Here is a 15,400-nt window from a genome sequence, read left to right on the forward strand (position 1 = left end):
GCGGGTACGGCTGCGCTCCGGCGCCTGGCAGCGCACGCACCGTGAGCACGCCAACCGGGCAACAACGTCCGACGCACGACACTAGTCTGACTACCGATGAGCGAGAACGCGCGGCCGAGCGCGCCCACGGTCGAGGGCCACTCCGGCGAGTACACCCACCGCCAGGTGCTCACCATCCTCTCCGGCCTGATGCTCGGCATGTTCCTGGGCGCCCTCGACCAGACCATCGTGAGCACGTCGATCCGCACCATCGCCGACGACCTCCACGGGCTCTCGGTCCAGGCATGGGTCACCACGGCGTACCTGATCACGGCCACGATCACCACGCCGATCTACGGCAAGCTGGGCGACCTCTACGGTCGCAAGAAGCTCTTCATGTTCGCGATCACGGTCTTCATCGCCGGCTCGGCGCTGTGTTCGTTCGCGTCGACGATGTACGAACTGGCGGCGGCCCGGGCGTTCCAGGGGCTCGGCGCCGGCGGCCTCTTCACGCTGGTGCTCGCGATCATCGGCGACATCGTGTCGCCGCGCGAGCGGGCCCGCTACACGGGCTACTTCATGGCGATGTTCGGTACGGCGAGCGTGCTCGGGCCGCTGATCGGCGGCTTCTTCGCCGGCGCCGACACGATCCTCGGCATCGACGGCTGGCGCTGGGTCTTCCTCGTCAATGTGCCGATCGGCATCGTCGCGCTGGCCGTCGTCTACCGCACGCTGCACGTGCACCACGATCAGCGCACGGGCATCCGCATCGACTGGTGGGGCGCGGCCGCGCTGGTCGTCGGCCTGGTGCCGCTGCTGATCGTCGCCGAGCAGGGCCGCGCGTGGGGCTGGGACTCGCCGCGGGCGATGGCGGCGTACGTCGTGGGCGGCCTCGGGCTGGTCGCGTTCTTCCTGGTCGAGCGCGCGATGGGCGACTCGGCGCTGATTCCGCTGCGGATCTTCCGGATCCGGGCTGCCGCGGTCACGATCGCCGCGAGTGTGATCGTGGGCGTGGCGATGTTCGGCGGGATCATGCTGCTGCCGCTCTACATGCAGATCGTGCACGGCGCGACGCCCACCGAGTCCGGCCTGCTGATGCTGCCGATGGTGGCCGGCATGATGGCCGGGTCGATCGGCTCCGGCGTGGTGATCTCCCGCACCGGCCACATCCGGCTGTTCCCGATCTTCGGGTCGGCGGTGATGTCGATCGGGCTCTTCCTGCTGTCCTTCACGACCGCCGACACCCCGCTGCTGCTGGTCGACCTGGCGATGCTGGTGCTCGGCCTCGGGCTCGGCAACTGCATGCAGCCGCTGCTGCTCATCGTGCAGAGCGCGGTGCCGCCGACCGAGATCGGCGTCGCGACCAGCTCGGCCACCTTCTTCCGGCAGATCGGTGGCACCATCGGCGTCGCGGTCTTCCTCTCGGTGCTGTTCTCGAGCGTCGGTGCCAACATCGCCGACGCGCTCCAGGAGGACGCCCGGACCGACGCCTGGGCGCAGACGGTGCGCGACCCCGACGTGCTGGCGGACCCGATCGACGGTCAGGTCATCCGCGAGCTCGAGCACCCGACGCCGGGTGGCGGCGTCCTCGCGCGGGTCCAGGACGACTCCTCGATCATCGACCGGATGGACCCCGTGCTCGCGCACCCCTTCAAGCAGGGATTCGCGGACTCGATGGCCCGGGTCTTCCTGATCGCCGGGTCGGTGGGCGTCGTCGGCTTCCTGATCCTGCTGCTGCTCCCACCCGTCGAGCTGCGGGCGACCTCGGCCAGCGTCGCCGCTCGGGCGCAGGCCGAGACAGGTTCCGACACCGCGCACGGTTAGGATGCTGCGGATCGTCGACCGTGAGGGTGGAGAAGTTGGGACTTGAGAGCACTGTCCGCGCCTGGGCGCACCAGGTCGGGCTCCAGAAGTTCCCCCCTGTGGTCACGGCGTACCGCGCGTTCGTGAGCTTCCGCTACCGCAACAAGTGGGACTCGGACGTCGTGTTCCGCGGTCACAGGTTCCAGATCGGTCGTGACCTCTCTCTCTACCCAGCGGTCGCCAACGGCGGCTTCGAGGAGCAGGAGCTCGATGCCCTGCTGCCGCGCGTCCCGGTGGATGCCCAGGTGTGGGACGTCGGCGGCAATATCGGCATCTACGCCGTGCTGCTTGCCGATGCTGCGCGCGATGGTCACGTGGTGGCCTTTGAGCCCGTGCCAGACAGCCATGCCCGCCTCGTCGGGAACCTCGAGCGGAACGGCGTCCGCAACGTGACCGTCAATCAGGTCGCGTTGTCGGACAAGGACGGCGTCGCCGTGATGGCGGTGCATGCAGACGCGCACGGTTGCGACCAGATCGGTGGACCGGTCGAGCCCGGTGTCGCGGCGCTGGAGGTCGAGACGACGTCGGCTGACGCCTTCCAGGCCCGCCAGGGGCTGCCCGACCCGGACGTGGTCAAGGTCGACATCGAGGGCCACGAGCCGGAGTTCCTCGACGGAGCGTGGGGGATGCTCTCGCGGCGAAAGCCGCTGCTGATGCTTGAGGTCAACCCGGCGGCGTGGAGCGCTGACCGCTACGACCGCTGGCAGGCGACCCTGGACAAGCTGTTCGGTCTGTACGGATCGGGGCAGTGGTACCAGGCTGCCTCGCACGCCGTCGTCAGCCACGTTGACGTGCATGGCCTCGAACCGCACGCGTACACGCTGATCCTCCCGCCCGCCGCGGTTGGTGTTGGAGCCTGAGACCGCGGCGCGCCAGATGATCGCACGGGTCTCCCGGCACCGCCACGTGACGAATGAATGAGGACACCGTGAAGCTGACCGAGTGGATCGCTGCGGCCGTGGTCGCCTTAGGCGTACTTCTGTGCGGCGGGGCATGGGCGCTTTCGTCCCCCGTCGGCTCCTCACCTGACGACAGCTACCACCTCTCGTCGATCTGGTGCATTGGTGCGACCGACAACTCCCTGCCGTGCCGCAAACTGCCCGAGCCTGCGGAGGGTGCTGTTCAGTCGTACAAAGTGCCTGCGATGGTCGCTGGTCCGCAGTGCTATGCGTTCGACCCGACGGCATCAGCCGTCTGCCAGGAGCCGCTGCGAGGCAAGAGGGCCGTCACTACCGCAGTGAATTCCGGCGACTATCCGGGTGGCTTCTATACGTTCATGCACACTTTCGTCGGCTCGAGCGTCGTGAAGTCTGTCGTGACGATGCGCATGGTGAACGTCCTGATTACGGCGCTGCTCCTGACCGCGATCGGCCTTGCGTGCGCCCCTGCTGCGAGACGGATGCTTGCGTACGCCGTGACAGTGACACTCATTCCGCTCGGCTGGTTCATCATCGGGTCGGTCAACCCGAGTAGCTGGGCAATCGTCGGCGTGACGGCGTGGGGCTTCGCGCTCAACGGCCTGTTCACCGCGCCCTCGAGGCGCCGCGGGATCGCGCTTGGCGCGCTCGGACTCGTCGGTGCGCTGATGGCGATCGGTGCTCGCGGCGATGCCGCGGTCTACGTCGTCGTCACCGGGGTGGCCGTGTGCATTCTGCACTGGCGCACGCTGTGGACCCGCAAATGGCTCGCCGCGATTCCAGCCGCTGCCTTCCTGATCGCCGCGTTCGTTTCGCTGACCGCTGGCCAGGTAGGCAGCATCGCGGGCGCCTCAGCCGAGACCGATCGTCCGCTCAGCGAGGTGCTGACGAACGTCTTCCTCGAATGGCCCGCGCTCATCAGCGGCTCGTTCGGTTATTCATTCGGACTCGGATGGCTCGACACAGCGGTGCCGACGCTCACGGCGTACCCCGTCGCGATGATTCTCGGCTTCGTGTTCTTGAGCGGCTTCTCGCAAGGGCGATGGTCGAAAGTCCTCGCCTGCCTGGCCGTTGGCATCCCGCTCATCGCGCTTCCATCTCTGACCTACTACCGCCTTCGCATGATCGTCGGCGAGACGATCCAACCGCGTTACATCCTGCCGCTGATTCCAGTTCTGGTCGGGTTGGCGCTGGCCGGCCGTGTCCCCGGGACTTCGATCCGATTTACCCGCGTCCAGGGCGCAGTCTTCTCAGGCGCCCTCAGCCTGGCCACCTCCGCGGCGCTCTACGCCAACATCCGTCGTTACGTCACCGGCACCGACGGCACCTTGCTCATCGACAATCTTGAGTGGTGGTGGCCCTGGGCGCCGAGCCCGTTCGTCATCATTGCGCTAGGCGGAGTTGGCTTCGCGATGCTCAGTTCGCCGGTGTGGCTGCTCTCGCGTCCGGCGAAGGACAACGAATCGGTCCGACTGGTCGCATCGGAGGATGACTCGGCCGCGCTCGCTGCCGCACCGCCGCTGGAACCTGCGGCTGCCGAGGGCGAGGAGGAGGTGCGGGAGTCGTGGCTGCCCGCCGAGCGAAAGCTTGGCGTGGAGAACGAACCTGAGCACCGATCCGCCGAGGAGGCGCCGCGATGAGCTACCGCAAGGTCGATTCGGCCGACGTCGCAGACGACGCGATGATCGGCGACGGCAGCAGTATCTGGCATCTCGCGCAGGTCCGCGAGGGTGCGGTGCTCGGCGAGCAGGTGATCGTCGGCCGCGGCGCCTACATCGGTACCGGCGTCCACGTGGGTGCCCGGAGCAAGATCCAGAACTACGCGTTGGTCTACGAGCCGGCCCGCTTGGCCGAGGGCGTCTTCATCGGTCCGGCGGTGGTGCTGACCAACGACACCTACCCGCGCGCGATCACCCCCGAGGGCGGCTTGAAGTCGGCCGACGACTGGGTGGCCGTCGGCGTGGAGATCGGCACCGGCGCCGCGATCGGCGCTCGCTCCGTCTGCGTCGCTCCGGTCACGATCGGCGCTTGGGCGATCGTCGCGGCCGGCTCCGTCGTCACCCGCGACATCCCGGCCCACGCCCTGGTCGCCGGTGTCCCGGCCCGCCAGATCGGCTGGGTCGGCGAGCACGGCCGCCGCCTGCTCGAGCAGGCGGACGGCTCCTTCATCTGCCCGGTCTCGGGCAACCGCTACACCCTGGTCGAGGACACCCTGAAGAAGGTCGAGGCATGACGAGAGAGTTCATCCCCCCTGCCAAACCGATCGTCGGCGATGAGGAGCGTGCCGCGGTCGACGCGGTGCTCGCGTCGGGGCAGGTCGCCTCCGGTCCCGAGGTCGCCGCCTTCGAGAATGAGTTCGCCGACCAGTTGGTCGGCGGTCGGACGACCGTTGCGGTCAACTCCGGCACCTCCGGTCTTCATCTGGGCTTGCTCGCCGCCGGCGTCGGTCCCGGCGACGAGGTCATCGTGCCGTCGTTCACGTTCGCAGCGACCGCGAACTCCGTCGCGCTGACCGGGGCCACGCCGGTGTTCGTCGACATCGAGCCGACGTACTTCTGCCTCGACCCGCAGGCCGTCGAGGCAGCGATCACCGAGCGCACCAAGGGCATCATGCCCGTGCACCTCTTCGGCCACCCGGCCGACATGACCGAGCTCGCCGGCGTCGCCGAGCGGCACGACGTGGCGCTGTACGAGGACGCCGCTCAGGCCCACGGCGCGACCTGGCAAGGCACCCCCGTCGGTGCGTTCGGCGCGTTCGGCATGTTCTCGCTCTACCCGACCAAGAACATGACGTCCGGCGAGGGCGGCATGGTGTCCTGCGTCGACGACGAGGTCGCCCGCCAGGTGCGGCTGCTGCGCAATCAGGGCATGGAGCGCCAGTACGCCAACGAGGTGATCGGCCTCAACAATCGGATGACCGACCTGCACGCCGCGATCGGCCGCGTCCAGCTGCGGAAGCTGGCCGTCTGGACAGAGACCCGGCGCCAGAACGCGGCGTACCTCTCCGAGCACCTCGAGGGTGTCACGGTCCCGACCATCGCCGACGGCGCGACGCATGTCTTCCACCAGTACACGATCCGCGTGGCCGAGGGTCGCGACGAGATGGTGCGGCGGCTACGTGAGGAGTTCCAGGTCGGGTCGGGCGTCTACTACCCGATCCCGAACCACCGACTGGAGTCGCTTCGGCACTTCGCCCCCCAGCTCGATTTGCCGCAGACGGAGGTCGCCGCGCGCGAGGTGCTCTCTCTGCCGGTGCACCCCGCCCTCTCCGCTGGTGACCTCGAACGGATCGTCGAGGCTGTCAACGCCCTCGCGAAGGCAGGCGCCTGATGACCGACGAGACCCCCGAGCTGCGCATCGGCCTGATCGGCCTCGGCGCGATGGGCCGCCACCATGCGCGAGTCATCCGCAGCACGCCGGGTCTTCGGCTGGTGGCCGTGGCGGATCCCGGCGGTGACCGGTACGGCGTCGCCGGCGACCTGCCGGTGCTGCCCGATATCCAGGCGATCATCGACACCGGCGTCGACGCCGTGATGGTCGCCGTGCCGACGGTGCTCCACGAGGAGGTCGCGCTCTCGTTGGCCGACGCAGGCGTGCACGCGATGGTCGAGAAGCCCATCGCGCACTCGGTCGAGGCCGGCGAGAAGGTCGCCCGGGCGTTCGAGGAAGCCGGTCTGGTCGGTGCGGTCGGCTACGTCGAGCGCTGCAACCCCGCGATGATCGCGATGCGCGAGCGGATCGCCTCCGGCGTGCTGGGCGAGGTCTACCAGATCACGACCTCACGGCAGGGCCCCTTCCCGGAGCGCATCAACGACGTAGGCGTCGTCAAGGACCTCGCCACCCACGACGTCGATCTCACGCCTTGGTTGGCCGGTTCGCGCTACGCGTCCGTCACCGCGCACGTCACGTACCGGTCGGGCCGCGAGCACGAGGACATGCTGGTTGCTTCTGGTCGCCTCGAGAACGGCGTGATCGTCAACCACCTCGTCAACTGGCTGTCGCCGCGCAAGGACCGGCACTGCGTGGTGACGGGGGAGAAGGGCGCGCTGGTCGCGGACACGCTGACCGGCGACCTGACCTACTACGAGAACGGCACGATCGAGGCCGAGTGGGACGCATTGGCGTCCTTCCGCGGCGTCGCAGAGGGCGACGTCACCCGATTCGCGCTGCACAAGGTCGAGCCGCTCGCCGCCGAGCACGCGAGCTTCCGCGACGCACTGCGTGGAGACACCTCGAAGATCGTCCCGATGTCCGAGGGAGTCGAGACGCTGCGCGTGGTCGACGCGTTCCTGCGCTCTGCCCGTGAGGGTGTCTCGATCCGGCTCTGATCTGAGCGCGTCGTCGCCGTCAGTGGATCTGGCTGACGGCGACATACTGCTCCTGGCGGAGGCAGTCCATGACGACCGCGGTCGGGTGGAACTCGTCGAGCTGTGAGGGTCGGCGGTAGCTCTCCCAGTCGTCGAGGAAGCCCCGGAGCCGGTCGGGATCGAGGCGGGTGAGGACCAGGTTCTCGCCGAGGCCCTGGTGGGACTCCGTCGCGTCTCGCTGGATCGCCGCGGGTCGCCCGAGGATGCCGCACTCCTGTTGCAGGCCGCCGGAGTCGGTGACGACGAAGCTGGACCGGGCCAGAATCGGCAGGAAGCGGGCGTACGGCTGCTTCGGGACCAGCCGGAACCGGTCGTCGAACAGCCCTGTCAGCCCGAGCTCCTCGATGCGGCGGCGCTCGGTGTCGCCGGCCGGCATCACGAGCGGCAGCCGGCTGGAGGCCTTGAGCACCTGCAGCGTCTCGGAGAACACCTCGCTGTTGCGCAGCATTTCGAACCGGTGCAGCGTCACGAGACCGAATTCGTCGGGCAGCTCTACCGGCGGTTGCTGTGCGCCGAGCATCGTCCGGAGCGCGTCGATCGCGGTGTTCGCGCCGGTATCGACGATGAGGCCCTTGGCCTGCTCCCGACGCAGGTTGTCCACCTCTCGCTGGGTCGGCGCGAAGTGCAGCCGAGCCAGGCGGGCCACCACCCGGCGGTTGATCTCCTCGGGCATCGGGTTGCGGATGTCACCCGACCGCATGCCGGCCTCGACGTGGGCCACCGGAGCGCCGAGGAAGCGCCCGACCAGCGCGCCGAGCACGGTTGTGAACGTGTCGCCGTGGACGATCAGGAGCGGACGTCCGCGACCGTGCAGCGCGCGGCGAAGCCGACGCCGGTGGCGCAGCGCGTGCAGCGCCACCCGCAGCATCCAGCCGGGCACCTGCGAGGAGCGGACCAGCGGCCGCTGGGTCCGCGGGTTGATGAAGTGCTCGTCGGGCTGCGACAGCCCCAGATCGTCCAGGGTTGCCCGCAGGCCGTCCACGTGCTGGGCGGTGTTCCAGAGCTGGTACGGGGTGCCGCTGTCCCGCAGCGCGCGCATCACAGGGGAGAGCTTGATGATCTCGGCGGTGGTGCCCGCGACGATCACGATGGCCAATGCGGCTCCTCGATCGGCTTGCGAACCCCTGCAGTAGAGTCCGACACGTTCCCGCGCCCTCGTTCCTGCAAAGGTGACAGATGACATCTCGCGACCCGGGCGACGTGGCCGAACGGAATCCGCGAGCCGACGCTCTGAGCGTCGTGATGCCAGCCTACAACGAGGGCGCCGTCGTGGAGTCAGCCGTCGCTGCGGTCCGCGCATCCGCCGAGCGGGCCGGCTGGCGGCTCCGGATCATCGTCGTCGACGACGGCAGCACCGATCCGCAGAGCGTCGCGGTCCTCGACGAGATCGGGCGCGCCGACGACGTCGAGCTGGTTCGCCAGCCCAACAAAGGCCGGTACGCCGCCCGCTCCAACGGGCTGTCGCGGGTCGAGACCGACCACGTGCTCCTGCTCGATGCCCGGGTGCGGATCGAGCCGGAGTCGCTCGGGCGTATCCGCAAGGCGATCGAGACGCGCGGGGTCGAGGTATGGAACTTCGACGTCCTGCCGGCCGTGACCACGCCGGATGCCGCGTTCTGGACCGGGATCACCAAGGTCTGGTGGCGCGACTACTTCCGCGACCGTCGCGAGGTCGCGTTCGGAGCCGAGGACTTCGACCGCTACCCGAAGGGGACCGGTGCATTCTTCGCACCGACGCGGCTACTGCTCTCCGCGTCGCGGGACTTCTCCTCGCACTTCGCCGATGCCGCCCTCGCCTCCGACGACACGCGTCTGCTGCGTGAGGTCGCTGCCCGGGCTCCGATCCACCTCTCGCCCGAGGTGATGTGCCACCACACTGCGAAGACAGGGATGCGGCAGTGGGCCCGGCAGTGCCTCTACCGCGGCACGACCTTCGTGGACGGCTACCTCGGCGACCGCGGCCGCGCGCGCGGCCTGCTCGCCGGCGCCGTGGTCGTCGGTGTCGCCGGGCTGGCGCTGACCGTGCGGCGGCCGAGGACGGTCGCGGGACTCTGCGCGACCGGTTGTGTCGCCGCGGGCGGAGTCACCCGCTGGTCCGGCGGTACGCAGCGTGAGGCCGCCTCGGTCGGTGTGCTGAGCCCGGCCTTCGGCGTCCTCTTCGGTGCTGGGATCCTGCGCGGGCTGCGGATGGCGGCGACGCCGCGTGAGCACTGAGGCCGGCCGCGCGTCGGGCCGGCACCAGATCGTTCTCCTCGCTGGTGCCTTCTTCGCCTCGAGCGCGCTCGGTCTCCTGCTGCTCGCCGTACTCGCGAGGTGGCTCACTCCGGCGGAGAACGCCCAGTTTCTCGCCTGGTGGGGGCTCCTGTTCGCATTCGCCAGCGTGCTCGGCTCGGTCGAGCAGGAGGTCGCCCGCCAGTCCGCCGAGGCGACCATGGACGGGCGTCGGGTGCCACGCGGCGCGGCACAGATGGTGCTCGTTGTCACCGCGGGCTCGTTCCTGGTGTTCGGCGTGCTCGTCGCTACGCCGGCCGGCCGCACCGCGACGGCCGAGTCCGCGGTGGTCGTGCTGTTCACCTATCTCGCGCTGAGCGGGTTCGCCGTCCAGATCGCGACCCGAGGCCTGCTGCTCGGCGAGAGCTCCTACCTACGCTACGTCGTGGTGATCCTGGGCGAGGCGTTGATCCGGGCCGTCGTCGCGGCCGTGGTGGTGTTGCAGGGGGTCGAGGCATCGGTCGAGTGGGCCGTACTGATCACAACACTGGGCAGCTTCGCCTGGCTTCCGGTCGCCCGGCACGCGTTCGCACGGGTCGAGTGGCGGGGGCCGCGGTTCGCCTGGCGTCGGGTGGTCAGCACGGTGGCCGCCCTCGCCCTCGCCAACGGCCTGAGTGCCCTGGTCCTGACGGGCTACCCGGCCGTCGCGGCCGTCGCCATCGGTGCCGCCGACGAGCTCGGCAACCTCTTCGCTGCCGTTACGATCGCCCGCGTCCCGCTGGTCCTACTCGCACCTGTGCAGGCGCTGACCGTCCCGACCGTCGTCCGCTGGGTCCGGCGTGGCCGCGTCGACAAACTACGCCGTGCCACCAGCCTCGTCGCTCTGGGCAGCGCGGTCGGTGCGCTGCTCGCCGCACTGCTCGCCTACGAGTTCGGCCCGGGGGCGGTCCGGATCGCGATGGGGGAGCAGTACGACGCGGCGGGGTCGATGTGCGCGCTCGTCGCCGCGGCCGCCGTCCTGATGGCGGCCGCCCTGCTCCAGGCCGGCGTGCTGGTGGCCCTCAAGCGCTACTGGCACCTGACGGCCTGCTGGGCGCTGGCGACCGCGAGCGCCGGGGCGGTGCTGGCCGGCTTGCCCGCCGAACCCGAGGCCCGCGGGGCCTGGGGCTTCCTGGTCGCCGCCCTGGTCTCCGCGATCGCGACACGGGGCGCGATCGGCCGGATCAGTGCCCATCCGCCTGACGACATGGCCGACGCCGACGCTCACGCATGATGGCGCAGCCCCGTGTTTGGATGAGCTCATGACCGAGCGCGAGTACGAGCCCGAGATCGTCGAAGCCGTGCAGCAGGTCGCCAACCGCTACGGCGTCGGTGGCCTGGAGGACCTGATCGACCTCGCGCAGCAGGAGCTGGTCGTGGCCCGCAGCGCGCTCGAGGAGCTGTCGGCGGGCGACGACTGACGGTTCGGTCTCGCGGCCGGGGGCGTCGTACCCTTGATCGTTCCCCAGCGTCGAATCCTGCGAGGTAGCTGCATGTCCGCACCCTCGAGCGCCCCCGAGTCGGTCTTCTCCCGGCTCGAGCCTCGGCTCCCGTCGGTGTCGAAGCCGATCCAGTACGTCGGTGGCGAGCTCAACTCGACGGTGAAGGACTGGGACTGCGCGCCCGAGGGCGACACGGTCCGCTGGGCGCTGATGTACCCCGACGCCTACGAGGTCGGGCTGCCCAACCAGGGCGTGCAGATCCTCTACGAGGTGCTCAACGAGCGCGACTGGATCGTCGCCGAGCGCACCTATGCCGTGTGGCCCGACCTGGAGCAGGTGATGCGGGAGGACGGCATCCCGCAGTTCACCGTGGACGCGCACCGGCCGGTCCGGGAGTTCGACGTCTTCGGCCTGAGCTTCTCGACCGAGCTCGGCTACACCAACATGCTCAACGCGCTCGACCTCGCGGGCATCCCGCTGCACGCGGCCGACCGCACCGACGACGACCCGATCGTGCTGGCCGGCGGCCACGCGGCGTTCAACCCCGAGCCGATCGCCGACTTCGTCGACGCGGCCGTGCTCGGGGACGGCGAGGAGGTCGTGGTGGCGATCTCCGAGGTCGTGCGCGACTGGAAGGGGGAGGGGCGCCCCGGCGGCCGTGACGAGCTGCTGCGCCGGCTGGCGGTCAGCGGCAACATCTACGTGCCGCGCTTCTACGACGTCGCCTACGCCGCCGACGGCACGATCGAGGCCGTCGTGCCCAACCGGCCCGGCATCCCCTTCCGGGTCCGCAAGCACACGCTGATGGACCTCGACGCCTGGCCTTACCCGGCCAAGCCGCTGGTGCCGCTCGCCGAGACCGTGCACGAGCGCTACTCGGTCGAGATCTTCCGCGGCTGCACCCGCGGCTGCCGGTTCTGCCAGGCCGGCATGATCACCCGGCCGGTGCGCGAGCGGTCGATCGAGACCATCGGCGACATGGTCGAGAACGGCATCCGCAGGTCGGGCTTCGAGGAGGTCGGCCTGCTGTCGCTGTCGAGCGCCGACCACACCGAGATCGGCGAGGTCGCGAAGGGCCTCGCCGACCGGTACGACGGCTCGAACGTGTCGCTGTCGCTGCCGTCGACCCGCGTCGACGCCTTCAACATCACGCTGGCCAACGAGTTCTCCCGCAACGGCCGCCGCTCGGGCCTGACGTTCGCCCCCGAGGGCGGGTCGGAGCGGATGCGCAGGGTGATCAACAAGATGGTCACCGAGGAGGACCTGATCCGCACCGTCGCCACGGCGTACTCCCACGGCTGGCGCCAGGTGAAGCTCTACTTCATGTGCGGCCTCCCGACCGAGACCGACGACGACGTGCTCGCGATCGCCGAGCTCGCCAAGCAGGTGATCGCCAAGGGCCGCGAGGTCTCCGGCCGCAACGACATCCGCTGCACGGTCTCGATCGGCGGCTTCGTGCCGAAGGCGCACACGCCGTTCCAGTGGGCCGCGCAGCTCGACCACGAGACCACCGACGAGCGGCTGAAGAAGCTGCGCGACACGGTCCGCGAGGACAAGCGCTTCGGTCGAGCCATCGGCTTCCGCTACCACGACGGCAAGCCCGGCACCATCGAGGGACTCCTCTCGCGCGGCGACCGCCGCGTGGGTCGGATCATCGAGGAGGTGTGGCGCGACGGCGGCCGCTTCGACGGCTGGAGCGAGCACTTCTCCTACGACCGCTGGGTCGCGTCGGCCGAGCGGGCGCTGGCCGGCACCGGTGTCGACCTCGACTGGTACACCACCCGTGAGCGCGACTACGACGAGGTGCTCCCCTGGGACCACCTCGACTCCGGGCTCGACAAGGACTGGCTGTGGGCCGACTGGGAGGACGCCCTGGCCGCGGCCGACGGCGCGGACATCGAGGTCGAGGACTGCCGCTGGACGCCCTGCTACGACTGCGGTGTGTGCCCCGAGATGGGCACCGAGATCCAGATCGGCCCGACGGGCCGGAAGCTGCTTCCGCTCAGCGTCGTCTGACGAGCGCTGCCCGGGCGGCGGTGCGTCAGCAACCGTCGAGCCCGTGCCGAAGGTTGCCTGCTCACCGCCCGCGGGCCGGCTCGGCTACCGGGGCTGCTGCGCCGAGAGCGGGTCGTGGTCGGGTCGGTCGGTCAGCTGGTCCTCGACGAAGAGCGGCCGGCTGACGTACGCCGCGAGGGGGAACAGGGGCAGGGAGAGCACCAGCATCAGGGCCAACGGGAGCGTCCAGCCACCGGTGGCACTGTGCACGACGCCGACGAGGAACGGCCCGGCGATGGCGATCACATAGCCGGTCGACTGGGTGAACGCCGACAGGGTGGCGGTGCCCTCCGGAGTCCGCGCCCGGAGCCCGATCAGGGTGAGGATCAACGGGAACGTGACGGTGCCGATGCCGACGACGAACGCCCACAGCAGGGCGAGGGAGCGCGGCTCGATCATCAGGCCGACGTACCCCACGGGGTAGGTCGCGATCACGGCGAAGAGGACCCGTTGCGGGTGGGCGCTGCGGGCCAGCACGTTGGGCAGCCACAGCGACAGCGGGATGGCGGTGCCTGCCAGCAGGCCCGCGAGCACGCCGGCGGTCGTGGCCGAGTAGCCGTTGTCACGCCACAGCTGGGCGAACCACCCGAAGATCGCGTAGGCCTGGAGCGACTGCAGGCCGAAGAACACCGCCATCACGGGACCGAGCCGGGTGCGGGCGACATCGCGGAAGGAGATCGTGCGGGGTGCCTGCTCCAGGTGCCGGTCGTGCGCGACCAGGCCGAGCCAGGGGAACGCGGCCACGACGGCCACCAGGGCCCACGCGCCCAGCCCCCAGCGCCAGCCACCGAGCGCGTCCGCCATCGGCACCGTGAGCATCAGCGAGCCGGTCAGGCCGATCGCGAGCGCCGTCGTGTAGATCGCGGTCACGAGCCCGATCCGGTCGGGGAAGTGCAGCTTGACCAGCGACGGCATCAGCACGTTCGCGACCGCCAAGCCGGCCAGCGCCACCATCGACAGCAGCAGGAACAGCGCCTCGCTGCTCGTCAGGGACCGCCCGATCAGCCCGAGGATCGCCGCGATCAGGGCGACCAGCGTCACCCGGTGCAGTCCGATCCGGTGTGCCGCGGCGGGCGCCATCGCGCCGAACACCGCGAACCCGATCACCGGCAGCGACGTCAGCAGGCCGGCGGCCGGGCCGCTCATCGAGTACGCGTCGCGGATCTCGGAGAGCACGGGCCCGACGCTGATCGCCGCGGGCCGGAGGTTGAAGGACAGCAGGATGATGCCGGCCAGGACCAGCGCCGTCGTCCGGCGCGCGCGCGTGCTCACTCGGGGCATCGTCTCAGGTGCCGTGTCGGCGGTCTCCGGCAGGATGTGCCACATGCGCCTGGTGACCGACGTGGAGCGCCGACACCGGCTCGCCCGACGACACGCCCTCGCCCCCGGCCACCGGGCCATCGACCCCGAGGCGGCGACCCGGGCGATGACCGTGCTGCACGCGACCGAGGCGCCTAGCGTCTACCTGTCGCTGTGGGCCCGCGTCGACGGGCTGACGGTCGCCGACGTCGACCGGGCGCTGTACGACGACCGCACCATCGTCAAGCAGCTCGCGATGCGCCGCACGCTGTTCGTGTTCCCGCGCGACCTGCTGCCCGCGGCCTGGGGGAGCGCCTCGGCCCGGGTGGCGACCGCACTGCGCAGCCGCTTCGTGAAGGAGATCGAGCAGGCCGGCGTCTGCGCCGACGGCGCCTCCTGGCTCGAGGCGGCGGAGGCCGCCACGCTCGAGCGCCTCGCCGACGGCTCCGAGCTGTCGGCCCAGCGGCTCCGCGAGGAGGTCGCCGAGCTGGCCGGCCGCCTCGACATCGGCAAGGGGAGGTACGCCGCCAACGTCTCGGTCGCCCCGCGGGTGCTCACCCAGCTCGGCGTCGAGGGTCGCGTCATGCGCGGCCGCAACGACGGCCACTGGCGCACCGCCCGACCGCAGTGGACGGCGACGCGGAGCTGGCTCGGCGACGTACCCGAGCCCGCGCCGCAGCGCGAGGGCTACGCCGAGCTGGTGCGCCGGTGGCTGACGACCTTCGGTCCGGGCACCGAGGGCGACCTCGTCTGGTGGCTGGGGTCGACGAAGACCGCGGTCCGCGGCGCGCTCGCCGACGTCGGTGCCGTCGAGGTCCGGCTCGAGACCGGCCCCGACGGGGGTGGCCCCGGCTACCTGCTGCCCGACGACCCGCTGCTGACCGACGGCCCGGAGGGCGACCAGGAGCCGTGGGGTGCGCTGCTGCCGGTGCTCGACCCCACGGTGATGGGCTGGAAGGAGCGCGGCTTCTACCTCGGCCCGCACGGCCCGCTGCTCTTCGACACCAACGGCAACGCCGGCACCACCGCGTGGTGGGACGGCCGGATCGTCGGCTGCTGGGCCCAGGACCCCGACGGCGTGGTCGTGCTCAACCTCCTCGAGGACGCCGGGGCCGACGCGCGCGCCGCGCTGGCGGCCGAGGCGGAGCGGCTCACGGCCTGGTTGGCCGGGCACCGGGTGAGCACGGTCTACCCGTCGATTGCGATGAAGGAGGCGATCTCCTCGTAA

13 protein-coding genes are annotated in these 15,400 nt (G+C 70.4%); 11 read left to right on the forward strand and 2 right to left on the reverse strand.

What is annotated here, in order from left to right:
- Positions 1 to 96 precede the first annotated feature (96 nt).
- From FHU40_RS16510 to FHU40_RS16535, 6 genes are all read left to right on the forward strand, one after another.
- Positions 97 to 1,803, forward strand: a complete 1,707-nt coding sequence (locus FHU40_RS16510) for an MDR family MFS transporter (RefSeq protein ID WP_183593331.1) — start codon at positions 97 to 99, stop codon at positions 1,801 to 1,803.
- Between the two features lie 122 nt (positions 1,804 to 1,925).
- Positions 1,926 to 2,702 (forward strand): FkbM family methyltransferase, encoded by a 777-nt coding sequence (locus FHU40_RS16515; protein ID WP_183593332.1) that lies wholly within the window; start codon positions 1,926 to 1,928, stop codon positions 2,700 to 2,702.
- A gap of 68 nt (positions 2,703 to 2,770) precedes the next feature.
- Positions 2,771 to 4,399 carry a DUF2142 domain-containing protein gene (locus FHU40_RS16520; RefSeq protein WP_183593333.1) on the forward strand — a complete coding sequence of 543 codons (1,629 nt, stop codon included), beginning with the start codon at positions 2,771 to 2,773 and terminating at the stop codon, positions 4,397 to 4,399.
- Positions 4,396 to 4,992 (forward strand): acyltransferase, encoded by a 597-nt coding sequence (locus FHU40_RS16525; RefSeq protein WP_183593334.1) that lies wholly within the window; start codon positions 4,396 to 4,398, stop codon positions 4,990 to 4,992. Before FHU40_RS16520 ends, FHU40_RS16525 begins: the two co-directional genes overlap by 4 nt.
- Positions 4,989 to 6,089: a DegT/DnrJ/EryC1/StrS family aminotransferase gene (locus tag FHU40_RS16530; RefSeq protein ID WP_183593335.1), complete on the forward strand. Its 1,101-nt coding sequence runs from the start codon at positions 4,989 to 4,991 to the stop codon at positions 6,087 to 6,089. The genes FHU40_RS16525 and FHU40_RS16530 overlap by 4 nt, the downstream gene beginning before the upstream one ends.
- Complete coding sequence (locus FHU40_RS16535) at positions 6,089 to 7,087, forward strand: Gfo/Idh/MocA family protein (protein WP_183593336.1); 999 nt, start codon at positions 6,089 to 6,091, stop codon at positions 7,085 to 7,087. Before FHU40_RS16530 ends, FHU40_RS16535 begins: the two co-directional genes overlap by 1 nt.
- Positions 7,088 to 7,106: 19 nt before the next feature.
- Here FHU40_RS16535 and FHU40_RS16540 read toward each other — a convergent pair whose 3' ends face one another.
- Positions 7,107 to 8,213 (reverse strand): UDP-N-acetylglucosamine 2-epimerase, encoded by a 1,107-nt coding sequence (locus tag FHU40_RS16540; protein WP_343057937.1) that lies wholly within the window; start codon positions 8,211 to 8,213, stop codon positions 7,107 to 7,109.
- A 155-nt stretch (positions 8,214 to 8,368) separates the two neighbouring features.
- Between FHU40_RS16540 and FHU40_RS16545 the strand changes: the two genes are divergently transcribed.
- From FHU40_RS16545 to FHU40_RS16560, 4 genes are all read left to right on the forward strand, one after another.
- A complete protein-coding gene (locus tag FHU40_RS16545) occupies positions 8,369 to 9,340 on the forward strand; it encodes a glycosyltransferase (RefSeq protein WP_221199870.1) in 972 nt (323 codons plus the stop codon).
- Entirely contained in the window at positions 9,330 to 10,610 is a 1,281-nt protein-coding gene (locus tag FHU40_RS16550; RefSeq protein WP_183593338.1) for a hypothetical protein, read from the forward strand. The genes FHU40_RS16545 and FHU40_RS16550 overlap by 11 nt, the downstream gene beginning before the upstream one ends.
- Positions 10,611 to 10,638: 28 nt before the next feature.
- Entirely contained in the window at positions 10,639 to 10,797 is a 159-nt protein-coding gene (locus FHU40_RS16555; RefSeq protein ID WP_183593339.1) for a hypothetical protein, read from the forward strand.
- Between the two features lie 72 nt (positions 10,798 to 10,869).
- On the forward strand, positions 10,870 to 12,834 hold the full coding sequence (locus tag FHU40_RS16560; RefSeq protein WP_183593340.1) for a TIGR03960 family B12-binding radical SAM protein: 1,965 nt from the start codon (positions 10,870 to 10,872) through the stop codon (positions 12,832 to 12,834).
- Positions 12,835 to 12,918: 84 nt separating this feature from the next.
- Here the strand turns inward: FHU40_RS16560 and FHU40_RS16565 are convergent, their stop codons facing one another.
- On the reverse strand, positions 12,919 to 14,154 hold the full coding sequence (locus FHU40_RS16565) for an MFS transporter (protein WP_221199871.1): 1,236 nt from the start codon (positions 14,152 to 14,154) through the stop codon (positions 12,919 to 12,921).
- A 43-nt stretch (positions 14,155 to 14,197) separates the two neighbouring features.
- Between FHU40_RS16565 and FHU40_RS16570 the strand changes: the two genes are divergently transcribed.
- Positions 14,198 to 15,400, forward strand: a complete 1,203-nt coding sequence (locus FHU40_RS16570; protein ID WP_183593341.1) for a winged helix DNA-binding domain-containing protein — start codon at positions 14,198 to 14,200, stop codon at positions 15,398 to 15,400.

Source organism: Nocardioides soli, assembly GCF_014191495.1.
Lineage (GTDB): Bacteria > Actinomycetota > Actinomycetes > Propionibacteriales > Nocardioidaceae > Nocardioides > Nocardioides soli.

Coding starts and splice junctions, on each gene's coding strand:
- FHU40_RS16510 (WP_183593331.1), top strand. CDS start 97: ATGAGCGAGAACGCGCGGCCGAGCGCGCCCACGGTCGAGGGCCACTCC.
- FHU40_RS16565 (WP_221199871.1), bottom strand. CDS start 14,154: ATGCCCCGAGTGAGCACGCGCGCGCGCCGGACGACGGCGCTGGTCCTG.
- FHU40_RS16570 (WP_183593341.1), top strand. CDS start 14,198: ATGCGCCTGGTGACCGACGTGGAGCGCCGACACCGGCTCGCCCGACGA.
- FHU40_RS16545 (WP_221199870.1), top strand. CDS start 8,369: ATGCCAGCCTACAACGAGGGCGCCGTCGTGGAGTCAGCCGTCGCTGCG.
- FHU40_RS16530 (WP_183593335.1), top strand. CDS start 4,989: ATGACGAGAGAGTTCATCCCCCCTGCCAAACCGATCGTCGGCGATGAG.
- FHU40_RS16535 (WP_183593336.1), top strand. CDS start 6,089: ATGACCGACGAGACCCCCGAGCTGCGCATCGGCCTGATCGGCCTCGGC.
- FHU40_RS16560 (WP_183593340.1), top strand. CDS start 10,870: ATGTCCGCACCCTCGAGCGCCCCCGAGTCGGTCTTCTCCCGGCTCGAG.
- FHU40_RS16525 (WP_183593334.1), top strand. CDS start 4,396: ATGAGCTACCGCAAGGTCGATTCGGCCGACGTCGCAGACGACGCGATG.
- FHU40_RS16555 (WP_183593339.1), top strand. CDS start 10,639: ATGACCGAGCGCGAGTACGAGCCCGAGATCGTCGAAGCCGTGCAGCAG.